This window comes from Streptomyces sp. LUP30, assembly GCF_001746365.1.
In the GTDB taxonomy this organism is placed as follows: Bacteria; Actinomycetota; Actinomycetes; order Streptomycetales; family Streptomycetaceae; genus Streptomyces.
In genome coordinates this window covers 19,410-38,904 of record NZ_MJAJ01000072.1, presented here as the reverse complement: position 1 = coordinate 38,904, position 19,495 = coordinate 19,410, and the positions used below count along the sequence as shown (strand labels likewise).

15 protein-coding genes, 4 tRNA genes and 1 pseudogene are annotated in these 19,495 nt (G+C 70.2%); 9 read left to right on the top strand and 11 right to left on the bottom strand.

Annotated features, from left to right (window positions below; translation table 11 throughout):
• Nucleotides 1–233: pseudogene (locus BG482_RS36910) on the bottom strand (hypothetical protein); the annotation flags it as partial.
• Between the two features lie 95 nt (nt 234–328).
• A complete protein-coding gene (locus BG482_RS36905; RefSeq protein ID WP_069773576.1) occupies nt 329–679 on the bottom strand; it encodes a metallopeptidase family protein in 351 nt (116 codons plus the stop codon).
• Nucleotides 680–763: 84 nt separating this feature from the next.
• Between BG482_RS36905 and BG482_RS36900 the strand changes: the two genes are divergently transcribed.
• The 7 genes from BG482_RS36900 to BG482_RS36870 all read left to right on the top strand — a co-directional run bounded on the left by BG482_RS36900 (nt 764) and on the right by BG482_RS36870 (nt 7,434).
• Nucleotides 764–2,434, top strand: coding sequence for a metallophosphoesterase (locus BG482_RS36900; protein ID WP_069773575.1), 1,671 nt, complete (start codon nt 764–766; stop codon nt 2,432–2,434).
• An 80-nt stretch (nt 2,435–2,514) separates the two neighbouring features.
• A tRNA-Glu gene (locus BG482_RS36895) sits at nt 2,515–2,587 on the top strand.
• Between the two features lie 37 nt (nt 2,588–2,624).
• Nucleotides 2,625–2,699: transfer RNA gene (locus tag BG482_RS36890), tRNA-Asp, on the top strand.
• A 23-nt stretch (nt 2,700–2,722) separates the two neighbouring features.
• Nucleotides 2,723–2,796 (top strand) — tRNA-Phe (locus BG482_RS36885).
• A 110-nt stretch (nt 2,797–2,906) separates the two neighbouring features.
• Nucleotides 2,907–6,851 (top strand): ATP-dependent RNA helicase HrpA, encoded by a 3,945-nt coding sequence (gene hrpA / locus BG482_RS36880; RefSeq protein ID WP_069773574.1) that lies wholly within the window; start codon nt 2,907–2,909, stop codon nt 6,849–6,851.
• Nucleotides 6,852–6,946: 95 nt separating this feature from the next.
• Nucleotides 6,947–7,021, top strand: a tRNA-Asp gene (locus tag BG482_RS36875).
• A gap of 191 nt (nt 7,022–7,212) precedes the next feature.
• Nucleotides 7,213–7,434: a DUF6274 family protein gene (locus BG482_RS36870; protein WP_069773573.1), complete on the top strand. Its 222-nt coding sequence runs from the start codon at nt 7,213–7,215 to the stop codon at nt 7,432–7,434.
• A gap of 546 nt (nt 7,435–7,980) precedes the next feature.
• Here the strand turns inward: BG482_RS36870 and bldC are convergent.
• Both bldC and BG482_RS36860 read right to left on the bottom strand, forming a co-directional pair.
• Nucleotides 7,981–8,187, bottom strand: a complete 207-nt coding sequence (bldC, locus tag BG482_RS36865) for a developmental transcriptional regulator BldC (protein ID WP_003949541.1) — start codon at nt 8,185–8,187, stop codon at nt 7,981–7,983.
• A 673-nt stretch (nt 8,188–8,860) separates the two neighbouring features.
• A complete protein-coding gene (locus tag BG482_RS36860) occupies nt 8,861–9,703 on the bottom strand; it encodes a hypothetical protein (RefSeq protein ID WP_069773572.1) in 843 nt (280 codons plus the stop codon).
• Nucleotides 9,704–9,891: 188 nt separating this feature from the next.
• Between BG482_RS36860 and BG482_RS36855 the strand changes: the two genes are divergently transcribed.
• Both BG482_RS36855 and BG482_RS36850 read left to right on the top strand, forming a co-directional pair.
• The gene (locus tag BG482_RS36855) at nt 9,892–10,992 is read left to right on the top strand and encodes a Glu/Leu/Phe/Val dehydrogenase dimerization domain-containing protein (RefSeq protein ID WP_069773571.1); all 1,101 of its coding nucleotides are present in this window, start codon (nt 9,892–9,894) and stop codon (nt 10,990–10,992) included.
• 311 nt (nt 10,993–11,303) lie between these two features.
• A complete protein-coding gene (locus BG482_RS36850) occupies nt 11,304–11,558 on the top strand; it encodes a DUF3073 domain-containing protein (RefSeq protein WP_057576334.1) in 255 nt (84 codons plus the stop codon).
• A 107-nt stretch (nt 11,559–11,665) separates the two neighbouring features.
• Here the strand turns inward: BG482_RS36850 and purM are convergent, their stop codons facing one another.
• From purM to purS, 7 genes are all read right to left on the bottom strand, one after another.
• Entirely contained in the window at nt 11,666–12,733 is a 1,068-nt protein-coding gene (gene purM / locus BG482_RS36845; RefSeq protein WP_069773570.1) for a phosphoribosylformylglycinamidine cyclo-ligase, read from the bottom strand.
• A gap of 45 nt (nt 12,734–12,778) precedes the next feature.
• Nucleotides 12,779–14,305 (bottom strand): amidophosphoribosyltransferase, encoded by a 1,527-nt coding sequence (purF, locus tag BG482_RS36840; protein ID WP_069773569.1) that lies wholly within the window; start codon nt 14,303–14,305, stop codon nt 12,779–12,781.
• A 231-nt stretch (nt 14,306–14,536) separates the two neighbouring features.
• Entirely contained in the window at nt 14,537–15,028 is a 492-nt protein-coding gene (locus BG482_RS36835) for an META domain-containing protein (RefSeq protein ID WP_069773568.1), read from the bottom strand.
• A gap of 50 nt (nt 15,029–15,078) precedes the next feature.
• On the bottom strand, nt 15,079–15,876 hold the full coding sequence (locus tag BG482_RS36830) for a maleylpyruvate isomerase family mycothiol-dependent enzyme (protein ID WP_069773567.1): 798 nt from the start codon (nt 15,874–15,876) through the stop codon (nt 15,079–15,081).
• A gap of 305 nt (nt 15,877–16,181) precedes the next feature.
• A complete protein-coding gene (gene purL / locus BG482_RS36825) occupies nt 16,182–18,440 on the bottom strand; it encodes a phosphoribosylformylglycinamidine synthase subunit PurL (RefSeq protein ID WP_069773566.1) in 2,259 nt (752 codons plus the stop codon).
• On the bottom strand, nt 18,437–19,117 hold the full coding sequence (gene purQ, locus BG482_RS36820; RefSeq protein WP_069773565.1) for a phosphoribosylformylglycinamidine synthase subunit PurQ: 681 nt from the start codon (nt 19,115–19,117) through the stop codon (nt 18,437–18,439). The genes purL and purQ overlap by 4 nt, the downstream gene beginning before the upstream one ends.
• The gene (gene purS, locus BG482_RS36815) at nt 19,114–19,386 is read right to left on the bottom strand and encodes a phosphoribosylformylglycinamidine synthase subunit PurS (RefSeq protein WP_020131278.1); all 273 of its coding nucleotides are present in this window, start codon (nt 19,384–19,386) and stop codon (nt 19,114–19,116) included. Before purS ends, purQ begins: the two co-directional genes overlap by 4 nt.
• Nucleotides 19,387–19,495 lie beyond the last annotated feature (109 nt).

Here is a 19,495-nt window from a genome sequence, read left to right as displayed (position 1 = left end):
CCGCCGGCGCCCTTGCCGTGCCCGTGCCTGCCGTCCCCGCCCGCCGGGCCCATCCCGAAGCCGCCGCCCGCGCCCGCCGAGCCCCCCTCGGGCGCCTCACCGGCCCGCTGACCGGCCGAGTGCGAGGGCCGGGCCCGGCCGCCGTCCTCGTCCCCCACGCTCATACAACCGGAGGCCGCGGCGACGGCCATGACCGTCGCGACCAGACGAACGGGTACGTACAAGGGGCGCACAGGGCCACCTCCGGGGCAGACGCAAGAGTCGACGTGTCCAACTCCCGCCGCCCGCAAGAAGACACGCGCGGTTCGCGCGCCCGGCGCCGGACGGCTCAGCCGTAGCCGAGGGCGTGCAGCCGCGCGTCGTCGATGCCGAAGTGGTGCGCGATCTCGTGCACCACCGTGACCTCGGTCTCCGCGACGACCTCCTCGCGCGAGGAGCACATCCGCAGCGTCGGCCCCCGGTAGATCGTGATCCGGTCGGGCAGCACCCCGGCGTACCACTCCCCGCGGTCGGTCAGCGGAGTCCCCTCGTACAGCCCGAGCAGCTCGGGATCGTCCGCCGGCGGTTCGTCCTCGACGAACACCGCGACGTTGTCCATCAACCGCGTCAGTTCCGGCGGAATCCGGTCCAGCGCCTCGGCCACCAGTTCTTCGAACTCCTCGCGCGTCATCTCCAGCACAGGCCCCATTGTCCGGCAAGAAGCCGCCGGGCGGAGGGCACGAACGTCCGCATACCAGCGCCAGGACCGGGGCATAGGGCACCAATGGCCCGCGCCCGTGTCCCCGCCGCAGCCCTGAACCGCCTCAAGCCCTCCCGCCGCAAGCCCGCCCCGCGCAGAGACCGCACCCGCCACGTCCCCGAACTCGCCGCCCGCCCCAACCCCTGGGTCCGCGCCCTGGGCCTGACCGCCGTCGTCCTTCTCGGCGCCTGGCTCGGCCTGCTGGTGGTCGGCGACGTGCGCGTCCCCGTCGGCCCCATGGACACGACGATGACCCTGCGGCCGTCCGTCACCGGCGGAACGAAGATCAACGTCTCGCCGCTCGGCGCGCTCACCCTCGACAGCCACAGCGCACCGGTCCGTCTGGACGTGAACGTCGACCAGCTCGACCCCGTCCGCTCCCAGGCGCTCGTCGACCACCCCGAGCGTCTCTCAGGCCTCCAGGAGGAGGTCGCCCGCGACGTCGAGCACGGCACCCTCGACCTCGCGCTGCGCTCCTGCGTGGCCGTCGTCACCGGGGCCACCGCCCTCGGGCTCGCCGTGTACCGCCGTCCGCGCAGGGCCCTGGCCGCCGGCGGTCTGGCCCTCGCCCTGCTGGCCGCCTCGGGAGCCACGGCGTTCGCCACCTGGAACCCCAACTCGGTGCTGGAACCCCGGTTCTCGGGCCTGCTGTCCTCGGCGCCCTCGATCGTCGGCAACGCCCGCAGCATCGTCACCGAGTTCGACGTCTACCAGCAGGAACTCGCCCGCCTGGTCACCAATGTGACCAAGCTCTACGACGTCACCTCCACGCTCCCCGCCTACCAGCCGGACCCGACGACCGTCCGCGTCCTGCACGTGTCCGACATCCATCTCAACCCCGCGAGCTGGAAGATCATCGCCTCGCTGGTGGAGCAGTACAAGGTCGACGTGATCGTGGACTCCGGCGACACCATGGACCACGGCACGGCCGCCGAGAACGGCTTCCTGGACCCCATCGCCACCCTGGGCGCGCCGTACGTGTGGGTCAGGGGAAACCACGACTCCCGCGTCACCCAGCGCTACCTGGAGCGCATGAAGAACGTGCACGTCCTGGACGACGGCCGCGCGGTCACCGTCGCCGGGGTGCGCTTCGCCGGCATCGGCGACCCCCAGTTCACCCCCGACCGCTCCGGCGTGCCGGGCGCGGAGCAGAGCGAGGAGGCGGCCGGCGCCCGTCTGGCGGAGGCCCTGCGCAAGCAGAAGGCCGAGGGCGCCCCGGTCGACGTGGCCATCGCCCACGAGCCCTCCGCCGCCCGCGGCACGGACGGCGAGGTGCCCCTCGTCCTGGCCGGCCATCTCCATCACGAGGGGTCGGAGGTCATGAAGCAGGGCACCCGGCTGCGGATCGAGGGCTCCACGGGCGGCAGCGGCCTGCGCGCCGTCGAGGGCAAGTACCCCGACCCCATCCAGGCGTCGATCCTCTACCTCGACCGCGACACCCGCCGCCTGCAGGCCTGGGACGAGATCAAGCTCGGCGGCCTGGGTCTGACGACGGCCGAGGTCAGCCGTCACCTCCCCAAGGAGAACCAGCCGGGGGCCGCCCCGTCGCCGAGCCCGTCCCCCGAGCCGACGGACGGCGGGCCCACCGGTTCACCCACCGGTTCACCCACCGGATCGCCCACCGGTTCACCCGCCGGCCCGTCCGCGAGTCCGTCCGCGGGCCCCTCCGGGACCGCCTCCAGGAGGTCCCCGTAAACCGTTTTGGCGATACCCCCCGCCATCCCATATGCTCATGACGTCCCCGACGCGCTGCGAAGCGCCCAGGCGGGCCGATAGCCCTCATCGTCTAGCGGCCTAGGACGCCGCCCTTTCAAGGCGGTAGCACGGGTTCGAATCCCGTTGGGGGCACGCAACACCGTGTGCGACACTGTCGTACACACAGCTTGGTCCTGTGGAGCAGTTTGGAGTGCTCGCCACCCTGTCAAGGTGGAGGCCGCGGGTTCAAATCCCGTCAGGACCGCCGGAGTTCCTCGAGGACTCCTCGGCTGGGTAGCTCAGTTGGTACGAGCGACCGCCTGAAAAGCGGTAGGTCGCCGGTTCGACCCCGGCCCCAGCCACAACAAAGGCCCCGATCCCAGATCGGGGCCTTGTTGTATGTCCGGTGTTGTCCACCCCGGCGCAAAAGGGTTCGCCACGTATTTCGCCGAGGTGCGATCCTGGTTCCCGTATGTCTACGCACCCCGCCCCCGCCCTCGGCGCCCTCGCCCCCCGCCTGGCCGAGCTCTCCCTGCGCGACGCGCACCGGCTCGGGCGCCGGCTCGAAGGCGCGCGCAAGATCCGCAAGCCGGAGGCCCGCGACGCCGTCCTCGCCGAGATCGAGGCGGAGGTCGCGAAGGCCGAGGAACGGATGGCCGTCCGGCGCGGCCGTGTGCCCGCCGTCTCCTACCCCGAGCAGCTGCCGGTCAGCCAGAAGAAGGACGAGATCGCGGCCGCCATCCGTGATCACCAGGTCGTCATCGTCGCCGGTGAGACCGGCTCCGGCAAGACCACCCAGATCCCCAAGATCTGTATGGAGCTGGGGCGCGGCGTCCGGGGCATGATCGGCCACACCCAGCCCCGCCGTATCGCCGCCCGCACGGTCGCCGAGCGCGTGGCGGAGGAGCTGCGGTCGCCGCTGGGCGAGGCGGTCGGCTGGAAGGTGCGCTTCACCGACCAGGTGAACCCGGACGCCACCTTCGTGAAGCTGATGACGGACGGCATCCTCCTCGCGGAGATCCAGACCGACCGCGAGCTGCGCGCCTACGACACGATCATCATCGACGAGGCCCACGAGCGGTCCCTCAACATCGACTTCCTGCTGGGCTACCTCGCCCAGCTGCTCCCGCGCCGCCCGGATCTCAAGGTCGTCATCACCTCCGCGACGATCGACCCGGAGCGCTTCTCCCGGCACTTCGGCGACGCCCCGATCGTGGAGGTCAGCGGGCGGACGTATCCGGTGGAGGTGCGGTACCGGCCGCTCCTCGAAGAGGACGCCGAGGACGCCGACCGCGACCAGATCACCGCCATCTGCGACGCGGTCGAGGAGCTCCAGGCCGAGGGGAAGGGGGACATCCTCGTCTTCCTCTCCGGCGAGCGGGAGATCCGCGACACGGCCGACGCGCTGGAGAAGAAGAAGTTCAGGTTCACCGAGGTGCTGCCCCTCTACGCCCGGCTCTCGCACGCCGAACAGCACCGCGTCTTCCAGCAGCACACGGGCCGCAGGATCGTGCTGGCGACGAACGTCGCCGAGACGTCCCTGACCGTCCCCGGCATCAAGTACGTCATCGACCCCGGCTTCGCCCGGATCAGCCGCTACAGCCACCGCACCAAGGTCCAGCGGCTGCCCATCGAGCCGATCTCGCAGGCCAGCGCCAACCAGCGCAAGGGCCGCTGCGGCCGCACCAGCGACGGCATCTGCATCCGGCTGTACGACGAGGACGACTTCCTGGCCCGCCCGGAGTTCACGGACGCGGAGATCCTGCGCACCAACCTGGCGAGCGTCATCCTCCAGATGACCGCGGCCGGCCTCGGCGACATCGAGAAGTTCCCGTTCATCGACCCGCCGGACCACCGCAACATCCGGGACGGCGTCCAGCTGCTGCAGGAGCTGAACGCGCTGGACCCGGCGGAGAAGGACCCGCGCAAGCGGCTCACCGAGACCGGCCGCAAGCTGGCCCAGCTGCCCGTCGACCCCCGCCTGGCCCGCATGGTCCTGGAGGCCGACAAGAACGGCTGCGTCCGCGAGGTCATGGTCATAGCCGCCGCGCTGTCCATCCAGGACCCTCGCGAGCGCCCGGCCGACAAGCAGACCCAGGCCGACCAGCAGCACGCCCGCTTCAAGGACGAGACCAGCGACTTCCTCGCCTACCTCAACCTGTGGCGGTACGTCCGCGAGCAACAGAAGGAGCGCGGCTCCTCCTCCTTCCGGCGGATGTGCAAGCAGGAGTACCTGAACTTCCTGCGTATCCGGGAGTGGCAGGACATCTACACGCAGCTGCGCACGGTCGCCAAGCAGATGGGCATCCATCTGAACGAGGACGACGCGCCCGAGCAGAGCGTCCACGTCTCCCTCCTCGCCGGGCTCCTCTCCCACGTCGGCATGAAGGACGTGAAGGACGGCAACAAGAACGAGTACCTGGGCGCGCGCAGCGCCAAGTTCGCGATCTTCCCGGGCTCTTCCCTGTTCAAGAAGCAGCCACGGTTCGTGATGTCCGCGGAGCTGGTGGAGACGAGCCGCCTCTGGGCCCGCGTCAACGCCAGGATCGAGCCGGAGTGGGTCGAGCCGCTCGCCGGGCACCTGCTGAAGCGGACGTACAGCGAGCCGCGCTGGGAGAAGGACCAGGCGGCCGTGATGGCCGACGAGAAGGTGACGCTGTACGGCGTGCCGATCGTCGCCCAGCGGAAGGTCAACTACGGGCGGATCGACCCGGAGACCTGCCGGGACCTGTTCATCCGCAACGCGCTGGTCGAGGGCGACTGGCGCACGCACCACAAGTTCTTCTCCGACAACCGCCGGCTGCTCAGCGAGGTCGAGGAGCTGGAACACCGTGCCCGGCGCCGGGACATCGTGGTCGACGACGACACGCTGTTCGACTTCTACGACCAGCGGGTGCCCGACCACGTGGTGTCGGGCGCGCACTTCGACTCCTGGTGGAAGCACAAGCGGCACGAGCAGCCCGACTTCCTCGACTTCGAGCGCGAGATGCTCATCCGGGAGTCGGCGGAGGCGGTCACCAAGGCCGACTATCCGGACTCCTGGCGGCAGGGCCCGCTGAAGTTCCGCGTGACCTACCAGTTCGAGCCGGGCGCGGACGCGGACGGCGTGACCGTCCACATCCCCCTCCAGGTGCTCAACCAGGTCACTGACGAGGGCTTCGACTGGCAGATCCCGGGGTTGCGGGAAGAGGTCGTCACGGAGCTGATCCGTTCCCTGCCGAAGCCGATCCGCCGCAACTACGTGCCGGCCCCGAACTTCGCCAAGCGCTTCCTCGACCGGACGGTGCCTTCGCAGGAACCGCTCACCACGGCCATGGCCCGTGAGCTGAAGCGGATGGTGGGCGTTCCCTTCGAGGCGGACGACTTCGACTGGTCGCGGCTCCCCGACCATCTGAAGATCACCTTCCGGATCGTCGACGAGCGGCGTCGCAAGCTGGCCGAGGACAAGGATCTGGAGGCGCTGAAGCTCCGGCTGAGGCCGAAGGCGAGGCAGGCCATCTCCCAGGCGGCCGCGGCCACCGCCGAACGGCAGGGCGGCGAGTCCCTGGAGCGTTCGGGCCTGACGGACTGGACGATCGGCACGCTCACCCGTGTCTTCGAGACCCGCCGGGCGGGACAGCCGGTGAAGGCGTACCCGGCGCTGGTCGACGACGGCGACACGGTCTCGGTGCGCCTCTTCGACACGGAGGCGGAGCAGGCGGAGGCGATGTGGAAGGGCACCCGCCGGCTCATCGTGCGCAACATCCCGGTCAACCCGGCGAAGTTCGCATCCGAGAAGCTGACGAACGCCCAGAAGCTCGCGCTGTCCGCGAATCCGCACGGTTCGATCCAGGCGCTGTTCGACGACTGCGCGATGGCGGCGGCCGACCGGCTGATCGCCGACTTCGGCGGCCCGGCGTGGGACGAGGAGTCGTACCGGAAGCTCTACGAGAAGGTGCGCGCCGAGATCGTCGACACGACGGTGCGGACGGTCGCTCAGGTGCAGCAGGTGCTGGCCGCCTGGCAGGCCTGTGAACGCCGTCTGAAGGGCGTGCGCAGCCCCGTGCTGCTCACGAACCTGGCGGACGTGCGCAGGCAGCTGGACGCCCTCGTGAAGCCCGGCTTCGTGACCTGGGCGGGCCTGCGCAGGCTGCCCGACCTGATGCGCTATCTGGTGGCCGTGGACCGGCGCCTGCAGCAGATGCCGACCGGTGTGCAGCGCGACACCAGCCGCATGGAGAAGGTCCACGAGATGCAGGACGAGTACGCGTGGCTGCTGGAACAGCTGCCACAGGGCCGGCCGGTGCCCCAGCAGGTCCTGGACATCCGCTGGATGATCGAGGAGCTCCGGGTCAGCTATTTCGCCCACGCGCTGGGCACGGCGTACCCGGTGTCCGACAAGCGGATCGTGAAGGCGATCGACGCGGCCGCTCCGTGACGGGACCGGCACACAGGGTGAGTTCGACCAGTGGGCTCACCCTCCTGTACAGTCCTTCTCGCAGCACAACGCAACATCAAGTGCCGCGAAAACCTGGTCCTGTGGAGCAGTTTGGAGTGCTCGCCACCCTGTCAAGGTGGAGGCCGCGGGTTCAAATCCCGTCAGGACCGCAGTGAAGACGGAAGGCCCGCATCCCGCAAGGGATGCGGGCCTTCCGCGTGCCGGGAGGCGCACACCGCGGGGCCCGGATCGCCGGATCCGGGCCCCGCGGCGTTCCCGCGGCGCTCTTGACGGCGTCCCCTCGGGCCGGTACCCCAGAACCCAGGGCCCGTTCCGCGCGGCGTCCCGGCGGAGGTGGGGCATGACGGCATCGGTCAGGCACGAGACGCGGGCGCTGCTCCGCGCACATCTGTCGGCCGCGTCGTCCTATCGGCACCTGACCCGCCACTGCCCGATCTGCCACCGCCTGCAGCGGCTGGCGATGGACGGCGGCACACGGGGCGTCCAGGCCCCCGGGGAGGCCGTGGAGGCCGTGGGGGTCGCAGAGGAAGGCGAGAGCCACGCCGGCGGCCTGACGGCCTGACAGACGCGGCCGGGCAGAGGCGGCCCGGCAGAGGGGGTCCGGCAGGCGCCGACCCGGCAGGCGCGGCCCGGCCGTGGCCACCGGACCGCCCGCGGCGCCAACGGCCACGACCGCGCGGGGCACTGGAGCGGGAGCGAGCGGGAGGGAACGGAAGCTTCCACTAGCCCACCCGAGCCGACGGCAACAAGGCTCCCGGCATGTGACGGGTGTCACTGCATGAGTTTTAGAAAAGCAGGTTCTTACCCCGCTCCTACAACTGGTCAATTTTATATGTGCAATTGCACCACTCCGGAGGATGCCTCCCGGAACCCTCCCAGAGCCTCCCCAGACTCCGACAAGGGTGCTCACAGAGCCACCTGATACCGCTCACGAGATGCCCTCAAGCGCACAAAAAAGATCGCGCTGGACCCGGCGGAGTCCAGCGCGATCGACGACGTTCCCAGGGGGCGAGGGGCCTGTTGGGGCAGGACCCACGTCGCTTGGAGCTAGGTTTCGGGCGTCCGCACAGATGGGGGGACCTGACGTGTTGCCCGGTTATTCACTTGTTCAGGCCTCGCTGCGCTGCTGCGGGATACCCGCGAGCAGTGCGCGGACCTCAGCCTCGCGATAACGGCGGTGTCCGCCGAGCGTGCGGATCGACGTGAGCTTGCCGGCCTTCGCCCAACGCGTGACCGTCTTAGGGTCGACGCGGAACATCGTGGCAACCTCAGCCGGGGTCAGCAGCGGCTCAGCATCAGGGGTGCGAGCGGTCATGAGCGGCCTCCTCGGGAGAACCGAACCTTCTCGGTTCTTTCCTCTAAATTCTGCACCTTGACCCGCGTTGCCCGAAATGGCGGACGCGAGTCGAGTCGGTTATAGGACGAACGGCTTGTCCTCGGCACTACAACTACACCATCCGTCCAGCCGCGTCGGCCAAACCGATGGAATTGCCCCCCAGGTGTTCATCGGCGACGGAACCCGATGGACCATGCCATAGCGGACAGTCACGCCCCTGTGACGATCAGTCACAGGGGCGCTCAGGAGTCACCAGAACCCCCAAAGCGGTGCAATGCCGAGATTCCCCCCACCATGGAGCATAAGTAGGCGGACGGAGCCCTCCCCGGACTCCTTGTCCTATTTTGGCACGAGGAGGGGCAAGCGACGCAAGGGCCGCGTACGTGCGGTCCGTCACCCTTGAGGCATAAGCCCGGATCGGGACCAACGTCCCGTGAGTTCCGTGAAGTGCCGCTGACCGTACGCTGTTCGAGCGGTTCATGGCCGTGACGCACGTCACTTCGGAAAGCGCTGTCACATCTGTCACATCGTCAGCTCACGGCATCGGCCGTCACCACGGGAGTCAGCACGCCACCCCGGGAGCCGCCACGCCACCCCGGGGGTGGGTCAGCAGGCCACCGCGGAGCCGCTGTGCCACAGCGAAGCCTGCGCCTCAGTTCGCCGAGCGTCGGTCCCGGACCGAACGCCACCGGTCCACGAGCCGCCCGTACGCCTCGCCCGCCGCCTCGCCGTCGCCCACCCGCAGCGCCTCGACGCTGTCGGCCACGTCCTTCGCCGAGCGGTCGTCCTCCAGATCACCGGCCGGCAGCACATGCACCAGGCCGCCGTAATCCAGTTCCACCAGCGAACGCGGGTGGAACTCCTCCAGCCAGCGGCCGACGTCCACCAGCCCGTCGATGAGCGGCCCCTCCTCGACGGCGTCCTTCAGCGTGCGCAGCGACCGGGCCACCCGGCGGCGGGCCTGCACCATCGGCGTGCGGTAGCGGAGCACGGGGGCCACCTCCGCCGTCCCCTTCTGGTACTCGCGCTCCTCGTCGGAGACCAGCACGAACCAGTTGAGCGGAACCTGCCAGACCGCGGTGCGGATCCACGGGCGGGCGTCCGGGTTGCGCTCCAGCCACCGCTCGTGGTCCTTGGCGGCCTGAAGCCGTACGACCTCGGGGACCGCCGCGTCCAGGACCGGCCCGGGCAGCTCCTCGTCCAGCTCTGCCAGGGCGAGCCAGCCGCGCAGCCGGGTGCGCCAGGGGCAGACGCAGAGCACACCGTCCACCTCGGCGACGAACGCGTCGCCGCTCTCCTGCACCGGCACCGCGACCGGCGGGGTGGGCAGCAGGTCGGCCAGCGAGCGGCGCAGCTCGTCCTGGCAGGAGGGCAGCTCCTCCCGGCGGGCGTAACGCGCCCAGTGGGAGCGCTCGGGCTCCGGGAAGGCGGCCAGCGGCTCGTACACGCGCAGATAGACCGCGTACGGAACGATCACCGACGACACCTTGGGCACGCCTGCTCCCTCCCCCTTCGGCCGACCGGGAAACCCTGCGATCGTCCCACGGCGGTACTCCACGAGGGGGTGATCCCCGACACTGCGGGATCAACGGGGCGTGCAGGCCCTACGCTCGTCCCACAGGCTCCGCCACCCTTACGGCGCCTGCCACCCGAACCGCCGCTAGTTACCCTGGAGTCACCACAGTGACCGACGTATCCGGCGCACCTGCTGATGTCCTGCACACCCTGTTCCACTCGGATCAGGGCGGCCATGAGCAAGTCGTGCTCTGCCAGGACCGCGCGACCGGCCTCAAGGCCGTCATCGCCCTCCACTCCACCGCTCTGGGCCCCGCTCTCGGCGGTACCCGCTTCTACCCGTACGCGACCGAGGCGGAGGCCGTCGCCGACGCGCTGAACCTCGCGCGCGGGATGTCGTACAAGAACGCCATGGCCGGTCTGGACCACGGCGGCGGCAAGGCCGTGATCATCGGCGATCCCGATGTGATCAAAACCGAGGAGCTGCTGCTCGCGTACGGCCGTTTCGTGGCCTCGCTGGGCGGGCGCTACGTGACCGCCTGCGACGTCGGCACCTACGTGGCCGACATGGACGTCGTGGCGCGCGAGTGCCGCTGGACGACCGGGCGCTCGCCGGAGAACGGCGGCGCGGGCGACTCCTCCGTGCTGACCGCCTTCGGCGTCTACCAGGGCATGCGGGCCTCCGCGCAGCACCTGTGGGGCGACCCGTCGCTGCGCGACCGCACGGTCGGCGTCGCGGGTGTGGGCAAGGTCGGCCACCACCTGGTGGAGCACCTGCTGACGGAGGGCGCCCGGGTCGTGATCACGGACGTCCGCCAGGAGGCGGTGCGCCGGATCGCCGACCGGCACCCCTCGGTGGAGGTCGTCGCCGACACCGAGCGGCTGATCACGCTGGACGGGCTCGACGTCTACGCCCCCTGCGCGCTCGGCGGAGCGCTGAACGACGTCTCCGTGCCGGTGCTCACCGCGAAGATCGTCTGCGGTGCGGCCAACAACCAGCTCGCCCACCCGGGCGTGGAGAAGGACCTCGCCGACCGCGGCATCCTCTACGCGCCCGACTACGTGGTGAACGCCGGCGGGGTCATCCAGGTCGCCGACGAACTGCACGGCTTCGACTTCGACCGGTGCAGGGCGAAGGCGGCGAAGATCTTCGAAACGACGCTCGCGATCTTCGCACGTGCGAAGGCAGACGGGATTCCGCCGGCCGCGGCGGCCGACCGGATCGCCGAGCAGCGGATGCATGAGGCGGCCCGCACGCGCGTCGGCTGACGTCCGGACGGGGGCTCCATGACGCCCCGTCCCCGGGTTTCGGCGGTACCGGCCGGTGGAAAGTTAGAGAGAACTCTCACTCCTCCGGGCGGGTCGCCCGTAGATAAGTGGTTAAAATCGCCACTGACCAGCGAGGACGGGGCGTTCCCAAGGGGCTGCGCACACGCGCCTGGTACGGGCGACGTACCGTACGGGCGTGGGCTCAGGTACCGTGGGAGCCCTACGACGGGCTCTCCACGGAGAGGCCGTCCTGGATCATGAACGCGTGTCAACCTGGGGCCGTCGAGCCCCGTCGTTGAGGGGGTCGAGCCATGGGGCGCGGCCGGGCCAAGGCCAAGCAAGCGAAGGTCGCCCGCCAGCTGAAGTACAACAGCGGCGGGACTGATCTCTCACGCCTGGCCGAAGAGCTGGGCGCATCGCCATCGAATATTCCGCCGAACGGTCAACCGTTCGAGGATGATGACGATGAGCAAGACGACGACCCGTACGCACGGTACGCCGAGCTGTACGGGGACGATGACGAGGATGACGGCGAGGACTCCTCGCAACACCGTCGCGGCGCTTGACCTTGTACTGAGCACTCACCCGGTCGGTGACTTCGGTCACCGACCGGGTCTTGTGCTGCCTGCTCGGTCCGGCCCGGCGGCTCGCCGGACCGGTCCGGCCGGTCGGGTCAGCTCGCGTAGTCGCCGACCAGTTCGGCTCCTGTGGCGTGCTCGCCGCGGTCGGTGATCTCGCCGGCCACCCAGGCCTCGACGCCTCGGTCGGCCAGGGTGGCCAGAGCGACGTCCGTCGACTCCGCGGGCACGATCGCCATCATGCCCACACCCATGTTGAGCGTCTTCTCCAGCTCCAGGCGCTCGACCGAGCCGGTCCTGCCGACCAGGTCGAAGATCGGCCCCGGGGTCCAGGTGGAGCGGTCCACACGCGCGTGCAGCCCGTCCGGGATCACGCGGGCCAGGTTGGCCGCGAGACCGCCGCCGGTGATGTGCGAGAAGGCGTGGACGTCCGCCGTCCGGGTGAGCGCCAGACAGTCCAGCGAGTAGATCTTGGTGGGCTCCAGGAGTTCCTCGCCGAGCGTGCGGCCGAGCTCCTCGACGCGCGCGTCCAGGGAGAGACCGGCCTGGTTCAGCAGGACATGCCGGACCAGCGAGTATCCGTTCGAGTGAAGTCCGGAGGCCGCCATGGCGATCACCGTGTCACCCGTGCGGATACGGTCCGGGCCGAGCAGCCGGTCGGCCTCCACGACGCCCGTGCCGGCGCCGGCGACGTCGAAGTCGTCCTCACCCAGCAGTCCCGGGTGTTCGGCCGTCTCGCCGCCGATCAGGGCGCAGCCGGCCAGCACACAGCCTTCGGCGATCCCCTTGACGATGGCGGCGACCCGCTCGGGGTGGACCTTGCCGACGCAGATGTAGTCGGTCATGAACAGCGGCTCGGCGCCGCACACCACGATGTCGTCCATGACCATGGCGACCAGGTCGTGGCCGATCGTGTCGTACACGCCCAGGCGGCGCGCGATGTCGACCTTCGTGCCCACGCCGTCCGTGGCGGAGGCGAGGAGCGGGCGCTCGTAACGCTTGAGGGCGGAGGCGTCGAAGAGTCCGGCGAAACCGCCGAGGCCGCCGAGGACCTCGGGGCGCTGCGTCTTCTTCACCCACTCCTTCATCAGCTCGACGGCGCGGTCGCCCGCTTCGATGTCGACGCCCGCGGCTGCGTAGCTGGCACCAGTTGTCTCAGACATGGCTAGTGAGAACCTTCGTGTCGTACGGCAGGTGTGGCGGGCCGTCTACGGGCGACGGATCGCGTCGGCGGCGGCCGTGGCGGCGGGCCCGGCGGCCAGTTCCGTCTCCAGAAGCTGCTTGCCGAGCAGCTCGGGGTCGGGGAGATCCATCGGGTACTCGCCGTCGAAGCAGGCGCGGCAGAGGTTCGGCTTGGCGATGGTGGTCGCCGCGATCATGCCGTCGATGGAGATGTAGGCGAGGGAGTCGGCGCCCAGGGAGGTGCCGATCTCGTCGATGGTCATGCCGTTGGCGATGAGCTCCGCGCGCGTGGCGAAGTCGATGCCGAAGAAGCAGGGCCACTTCACGGGCGGCGAGGAGATCCGGATGTGGACCTCGGCCGCGCCCGCCTCGCGGAGCATGCGGACCAGGGCGCGCTGGGTGTTGCCGCGCACGATCGAGTCGTCGACGACGACCAGACGCTTGCCCTTGATGACTTCCTTCAGCGGGTTGAGCTTCAGGCGGATGCCCAGCTGGCGGATCGTCTGCGAGGGCTGGATGAAGGTCCGGCCGACATAGGCGTTCTTGACCAGACCCGCGCCGAAGGGGATGCCCGAGGCCTCGGCGTAGCCGATGGCGGCGGGGGTGCCGGACTCCGGGGTCGCTATCACCAGGTCGGCCTCGACCGGCGCTTCCTTGGCGAGCTTGCGGCCCATCTCCACGCGGGAGAGGTACACGTTCCGGCCGGCGATGTCGGTGTCGGGGCGGGCCAGGTAGACGTACTCGAAGACACATCCCTTGGGCTTCGCTTCCGCGAAGCGGGAGGTGCGCAGTCCGTTCTCGTCGATGGCGATGAACTCGCCGGGCTCGATCTCACGGACGTAGGCCGCGCCGCAGATGTCCAGGGCGGCGGACTCGGAGGCGACCACCCAGCCACGCTCCAGGCGGCCGAGGACCAGCGGGCGGATGCCCTGCGGGTCGCGGCCGGCGTAGAGGGTGTGCTCGTCCATGAAGACGAGCGAGAAGGCGCCCTTGACCTGCGGGAGGATCTGGTGGGCCGCCTCCTCGATGGTCAGCGGCTTGCCGTCCTCGTCGACCTGGGCCGCGAGCAGCGCGGTGAGCAGGTCGGTGTCGTTGGTCGCCGCGACACGCGGGGAGCGGCCCTCCTGCTTGGGCAGGTCGGCGACCATCTCGGCGAGCTGGGCGGTGTTGACCAGGTTGCCGTTGTGACCGAGCGCGATCGAACCGTGCGCGGTGGCGCGGAACGTCGGCTGCGCGTTCTCCCACACGGAGGCGCCGGTGGTCGAGTAGCGGGCGTGTCCGACCGCGATATGACCCTGGAGCGAACCGAGCGAGGTCTCGTCGAAGACCTGGGACACGAGGCCCATGTCCTTGAAGACGAGGATCTGGGAGCCGTTGCTGACCGCGATCCCCGCGGATTCCTGGCCCCGATGCTGGAGGGCGTAGAGCCCGAAGTAAGTGAGCTTGGCGACCTCTTCACCGGGAGCCCAGACACCGAAGACGCCGCAAGCGTCCTGGGGGCCTTTCTCGCCGGGGAGCAGATCATGACTGAGTCGACCGTCACCACGTGGCACGCCTCCGAGTGTAGGCGAGGTCGACCACTGGTCCGAATTGGGGATACCCGCGGGTAACTGGATCACTCGCCGGCAACCGCCGTCGTGGTCGTTTCGTTTACGCAGGTCAGCCAGTGATTTGCATGATCCACCGGCAGGCGGTGCGCGCCACTGCCGCGGTGTCGCAGGGAGACGTCGTACGGGTGCAAGTGAGGTGTCGCACACCGAACGGACCGGCGGCGGGGGCCGGTCTCACTTCCTGGTCAGACTCACCCGGTCGCCGTGGGCCGTGCCGAGCGTCAGCGTGCCGCCCTTGACCTCGGTGGTCAGAGCGCCGGCGGCGAGGGTGCCGGCCAGTGTGCGCTCGAACGCCATCCGGCCCGCGCAGGCCATCCTGGTCGCCCTTGCGCCGCTGAACCGGACGCTGCCGCCCTCGACCACGGCCTTGGCGGTGAACTCGTTGCAGCCGTAACTGCCTGCCGCCTTGCCGTCCTCGATCGTCAGGTGGGCGCCGTCGGGCGCCCGGTGGGTCGCGCCGTCCACCGTGACGCTGTCGACGTTCCACCGGACGCCGGTGAGCGGCGGCTCGGCGCTCACCGCGCCGCTGCCGGGCCGCCGGCCGTCCGCCTGCTCGTCGCCGCAGGCCGCGGCGAGCGCGGCGAGCAGGAGGACGGCCACCAGGGCCGGCGTCGACCTCGCGCGCCGCGCATCCGTGCGCTCGGGGCTGTGCCTGTGCCGGTTCATGCCGGTTCGACGGGACAGGTGGGGTGGCCGGTTCCACCGCGGGGGCCGGATCAGGACATGAGCGGCAGGAGTGCGGCGAGGTCCGCCCGCTCCCCGCTCGCGCCGACCTTCGCCGCCTCGACGGCTTCCTGCCAGGTCACCCGGCCGGTGGCCAGCCGGATCCAGGTCAGCGGATCCGTCTCGACCACGTTGGGCGGGGTGCCCCGGGTGTGCCGGGGGCCCTGGACGCACTGGACGACGGCGAACGGCGGGATCCGCACCTCGGTCGCGCCGCCGGGGGCCTTCACCGCCAGGGCGTCGGCCAGCATCCGGGTGGCGGCGGCGAGGGCCTGCCGGTCGTAGGGGACGTCCAGGCCGGCGACGGCGTCGTTGAGGTCGTCGGTGTGGACGACGAGTTCGACGGTCCGGGTGACCAGGTAGTCGGCGAGGGTCATGGCGCCGGTGCGGGCGGCGAGGATCCGGTCGCCGGAGGCGTCGGCGAGGGCGGCGACCAGGCGTTCCTCGGTACGTGCGTAGAGGGCGTCCAGGTCGGGGTGGGCCGCGGCCAGGGCCAGGGTGCCGTCGGAGATGTCGGCGGCCCGCGCCCCCGTGGCGAACGGCCAGTCCAGGAGGGCGAGGTCCGCCTTCGGGGGCTCGTCCCGGTCGAGGTTGCGGCTGACCGTCTCCACCGCCGTCGTCACGTGGGCGGCCAGGTCCCGCACGGTCCAGCCCGCCAGCCGCGTGGGCAGGGCGAGTTGCCCGGGGGTGAGCGTGCTCACGGCCCGCCGCACGTTCACGAACTGCGCGAGGACGGCGGCACGGATCCTGACGGGGTCGTAGGCGCGGGTGCGCTTCTTGGCCGGAGGCATGGCGGTGAGCCTAGACGGCGGGGCGCGGTCAGGTTCTGCGGGCCGCAGTCGCCCAGGGCCTGCTTCCACCAGGGCGAAGGCTTTGCGGGCCCGCTCGGCGGCGTCGGCGGCGACCTCGCCCACGCTCTCGCCGGCGTCGATGCGGGGCGGTGCTCCTCGACCAGGGCGTTGCGGGCCGGCGGCGGCATGGCGGTGGGCACGTCCGACGCCCGCGGTGCGGCAACGGTTCGCGAGGGGCAACCACGGCGAAGGCCCCGCCCGTGGGTACGGGCGGGGCCTTCGGTACCGCGGACGCGTCCAGGTGCTTACGCGAGCAGCGCCGGGATCGTGTCCTCATGAGCCCTGCGCAGCTCCTCCAGGGACAGCTCGAACTCGCCCTGAAGCTCGACCGTGTCACCGTCGACGACGCCGATGCGGGTGACGGGCAGACCGCGCGCCCCGCACATGTCGTTGAAACGAAGCTCCTCGGAGCGCGGCACCGCGACGACCGCACGGCCGGCCGACTCGGAGAAGAGGAGGGTGAAGGCGTCGAGGCCGTCGGGCACGATCAGCCGCGCGCCCTTGCCGCCGAGCAGCGCCGACTCGACGACCGCCTGGATCAGGCCGCCGTCGGACAGGTCGTGCGCGGAGTCGATCATGCCGTCGCGGGAGGCGGAGATCAGGATCTCGGCGAGCAGCCGCTCCCGCTCCAGGTCCACCTTCGGGGGCAGGCCACCCAGATGGTCGTGGACGACCTGGGACCAGGCCGAGCCGCCGAACTCCTCACGGGTGTCGCCGAGGAGGTAGAGCAGCTGGCCCTCCTCCCGGAAGGCGACGGGCGTGCGCCGGGCCACGTCGTCGATGACGCCCAGCACCGCGACCACCGGGGTCGGGTGGATGGCCGCCTCGCCCGTCTGGTTGTAGAGCGAGACGTTGCCGCCGGTCACCGGGGTGCCCAGCTGCTGGCAGGCGTCGGCGAGGCCGCGGATGGCCTCCGCGAACTGCCACATCACCGCCGGGTCCTCGGGCGAGCCGAAGTTCAGGCAGTCGGAGACGGCGAGCGGCTTGGCGCCGGTCGTGGCCACGTTGCGGTACGCCTCGGACAGGGCCAGCTGCGCGCCCGCGTACGGGTCGAGCTTGGCGTAGCGGCCGTTGCCGTCGGTCGCGATGGCGACGCCGAGGCCGGTCTCCTCGTCGATGCGGATCATCCCGGAGTCCTCCGGCTGGGCCAGCACCGTGTTGCCCTGCACGAAGTGGTCGTACTGGGACGTGATCCACTTCTTCGAGGCCTGGTTCGGGGACGAGACCAGCTTCAGGACCTGGTCCTTGAGCTCCTGGCCCGTCTGCGGCCGGGGCAGCTTGTTGGCGTCGTCCGCCTGGAGGGCGTCCTGCCAGTCCGGGCGGGCGTAGGGGCGCTCGTAGACCGGGCCGTCGTGGGCGACCGTGCGCGGGTCGACGTCGACGATCTTGCCGCCGTGCCAGAAGATCTCCAGCCGGTCCCCGTCGGTCACCTCACCGATGACGGTGGCGATGACGTCCCACTTGTCGCAGATCTCCAGGAACCGGTCGACCTTGCCCGGCTCGACGACCGCGCACATGCGTTCCTGCGACTCGCTCATGAGGATTTCCTCGGGCGAGAGCGTGGAGTCGCGCAGCGGCACGTCGTCCAGCGTCACGCGCATGCCGCCGGAGCCGTTGGAGGCCAGCTCGGAGGTGGCGCAGGACAGACCGGCCGCGCCGAGGTCCTGGATGCCGACGACCAGCTTCTCCTTGAACGCCTCCAGGGTGCACTCGATGAGGAGCTTCTCCTGGAAGGGGTCGCCGACCTGCACGGCGGGACGCTTGGAGGGCTTGGCGTCGTCGAAGGTCTCGGAGGCCAGGATCGACGCGCCGCCGATGCCGTCGCCACCGGTCCGGGCCCCGTAGAGGATGACCTTGTTGCCCGCGCCGGACGCCTTCGCGAGGTGGATGTCCTCGTGTCGCATCACACCGATGGCGCCGGCGTTGACCAGCGGGTTGCCCTGGTAGCAGGCGTCGAAGACGACCTCCCCGCCGATGTTCGGCAGGCCCAGGCAGTTGCCGTAGCCGCCGATGCCGGCGACGACGCCGGGCAGCACGCGCTTGGTGTCCGGGTGGTCGGCCGCACCGAAGCGCAGCGGGTCGACCACGGCGACCGGGCGTGCGCCCATCGCGATGATGTCGCGCACGATGCCGCCGACGCCGGTGGCCGCGCCCTGGTAGGGCTCGACGTAGGACGGGTGGTTGTGCGACTCGACCTTGAAGGTCACCGCGTAGCCCTGGCCGACGTCGACCACGCCGGCGTTCTCGCCGATGCCGACGAGCAGCGCGTCGGACTGGGGGGCCTTCTCGCCGAACTGGCGCAGGTGGACCTTGGAGGACTTGTACGAGCAGTGCTCGGACCACATGACCGAGTACATGGCGAGTTCGGCGCCGGTCGGGCGGCGGCCGAGGATCTCCACGACCCGCTCGTACTCGTCCTTCTTCAGACCGAGTTCGGCCCAGGGCAGCTCGACGTCGGGGGTCTCGGCCGCGTGCTCGACCGTGTCCAGAGGCGTCCGGCTCATGCGTTGACCAGCTTCTTGAGGATCGAGGTGAAGAACGGGAGACCGTCGGTGCGGCCGGAGCCGATGAGCGGCTCGACGGCGTGCTCCGGGTGCGGCATGAGACCCACGACGTTGCCGGCCTCGTTGGTGATGCCGGCGATGTCGCGGAGGCTGCCGTTGGGGTTGACGTCCAGGTAGCGGAAGGCGACCCGGCCCTCCGCCTCCAGCTCGTCGAGCGTGTGCTCGTCGGCGACGTACCGGCCGTCCATGTTCTTCAGCGGGATGTGGATCTCCTGGCCGGCCGAGTAGTCGGTCGTCCAGGCGGTGTCCGCGTTCTCCACCCGCAGCTTCTGGTCGCGGCAGATGAAGTGGAGGTGGTCGTTGCCGAGCATCGCACCCGGGAGGAGGTGGGCCTCGGTGAGGATCTGGAAGCCGTTGCAGATGCCGAGGACCGGGAGGCCGGCCTTCGCCTGCTCGATCAGGGGCTCCATCACCGGCGAGAAGCGCGCGATCGCTCCGGCGCGCAGATAGTCGCCGTAGGAGAAACCACCGCACAACACCACGGCGTCCACCTGGTGGAGGTTCTTGTCCTTGTGCCAGAGAGCGACGGGTTCGGCCCCCGCGAGGCGGATCGCGCGCTGGGTGTCCCGGTCGTCAAGGCTGCCCGGGAAAGTGACGACGCCAATACGAGCGGTCACTTCGCGGCCCCCGCGACCGCTTCTTCCGACTCGACCTTGACCGTGAAGTCCTCGATCACGGTGTTGGCGAGGAAGGATTCCGCAAGATCATGGATGCGGGCGAGGGCGGCCTCGTCGACCGGGCCGTCAACTTCCAGTTCGAATCGCTTTCCCTGACGTACGTCGGAGATGCCTTCGAAACCCAGCCGCGGCAGTGCGCGCTGCACCGCCTGGCCCTGGGGGTCGAGGATCTCCGGCTTGAGCATGACGTCGACTACGACGCGCGCCACTGGCACTCCCGGTGGTGTGGTGCTGAGCAGGTTCCTGCAGGTGTCTCCAACAGGTGGCTTCAGACTACCCGCACAAAATTTCTACGCGAGTAGAGTTGGAGGAAGCTAC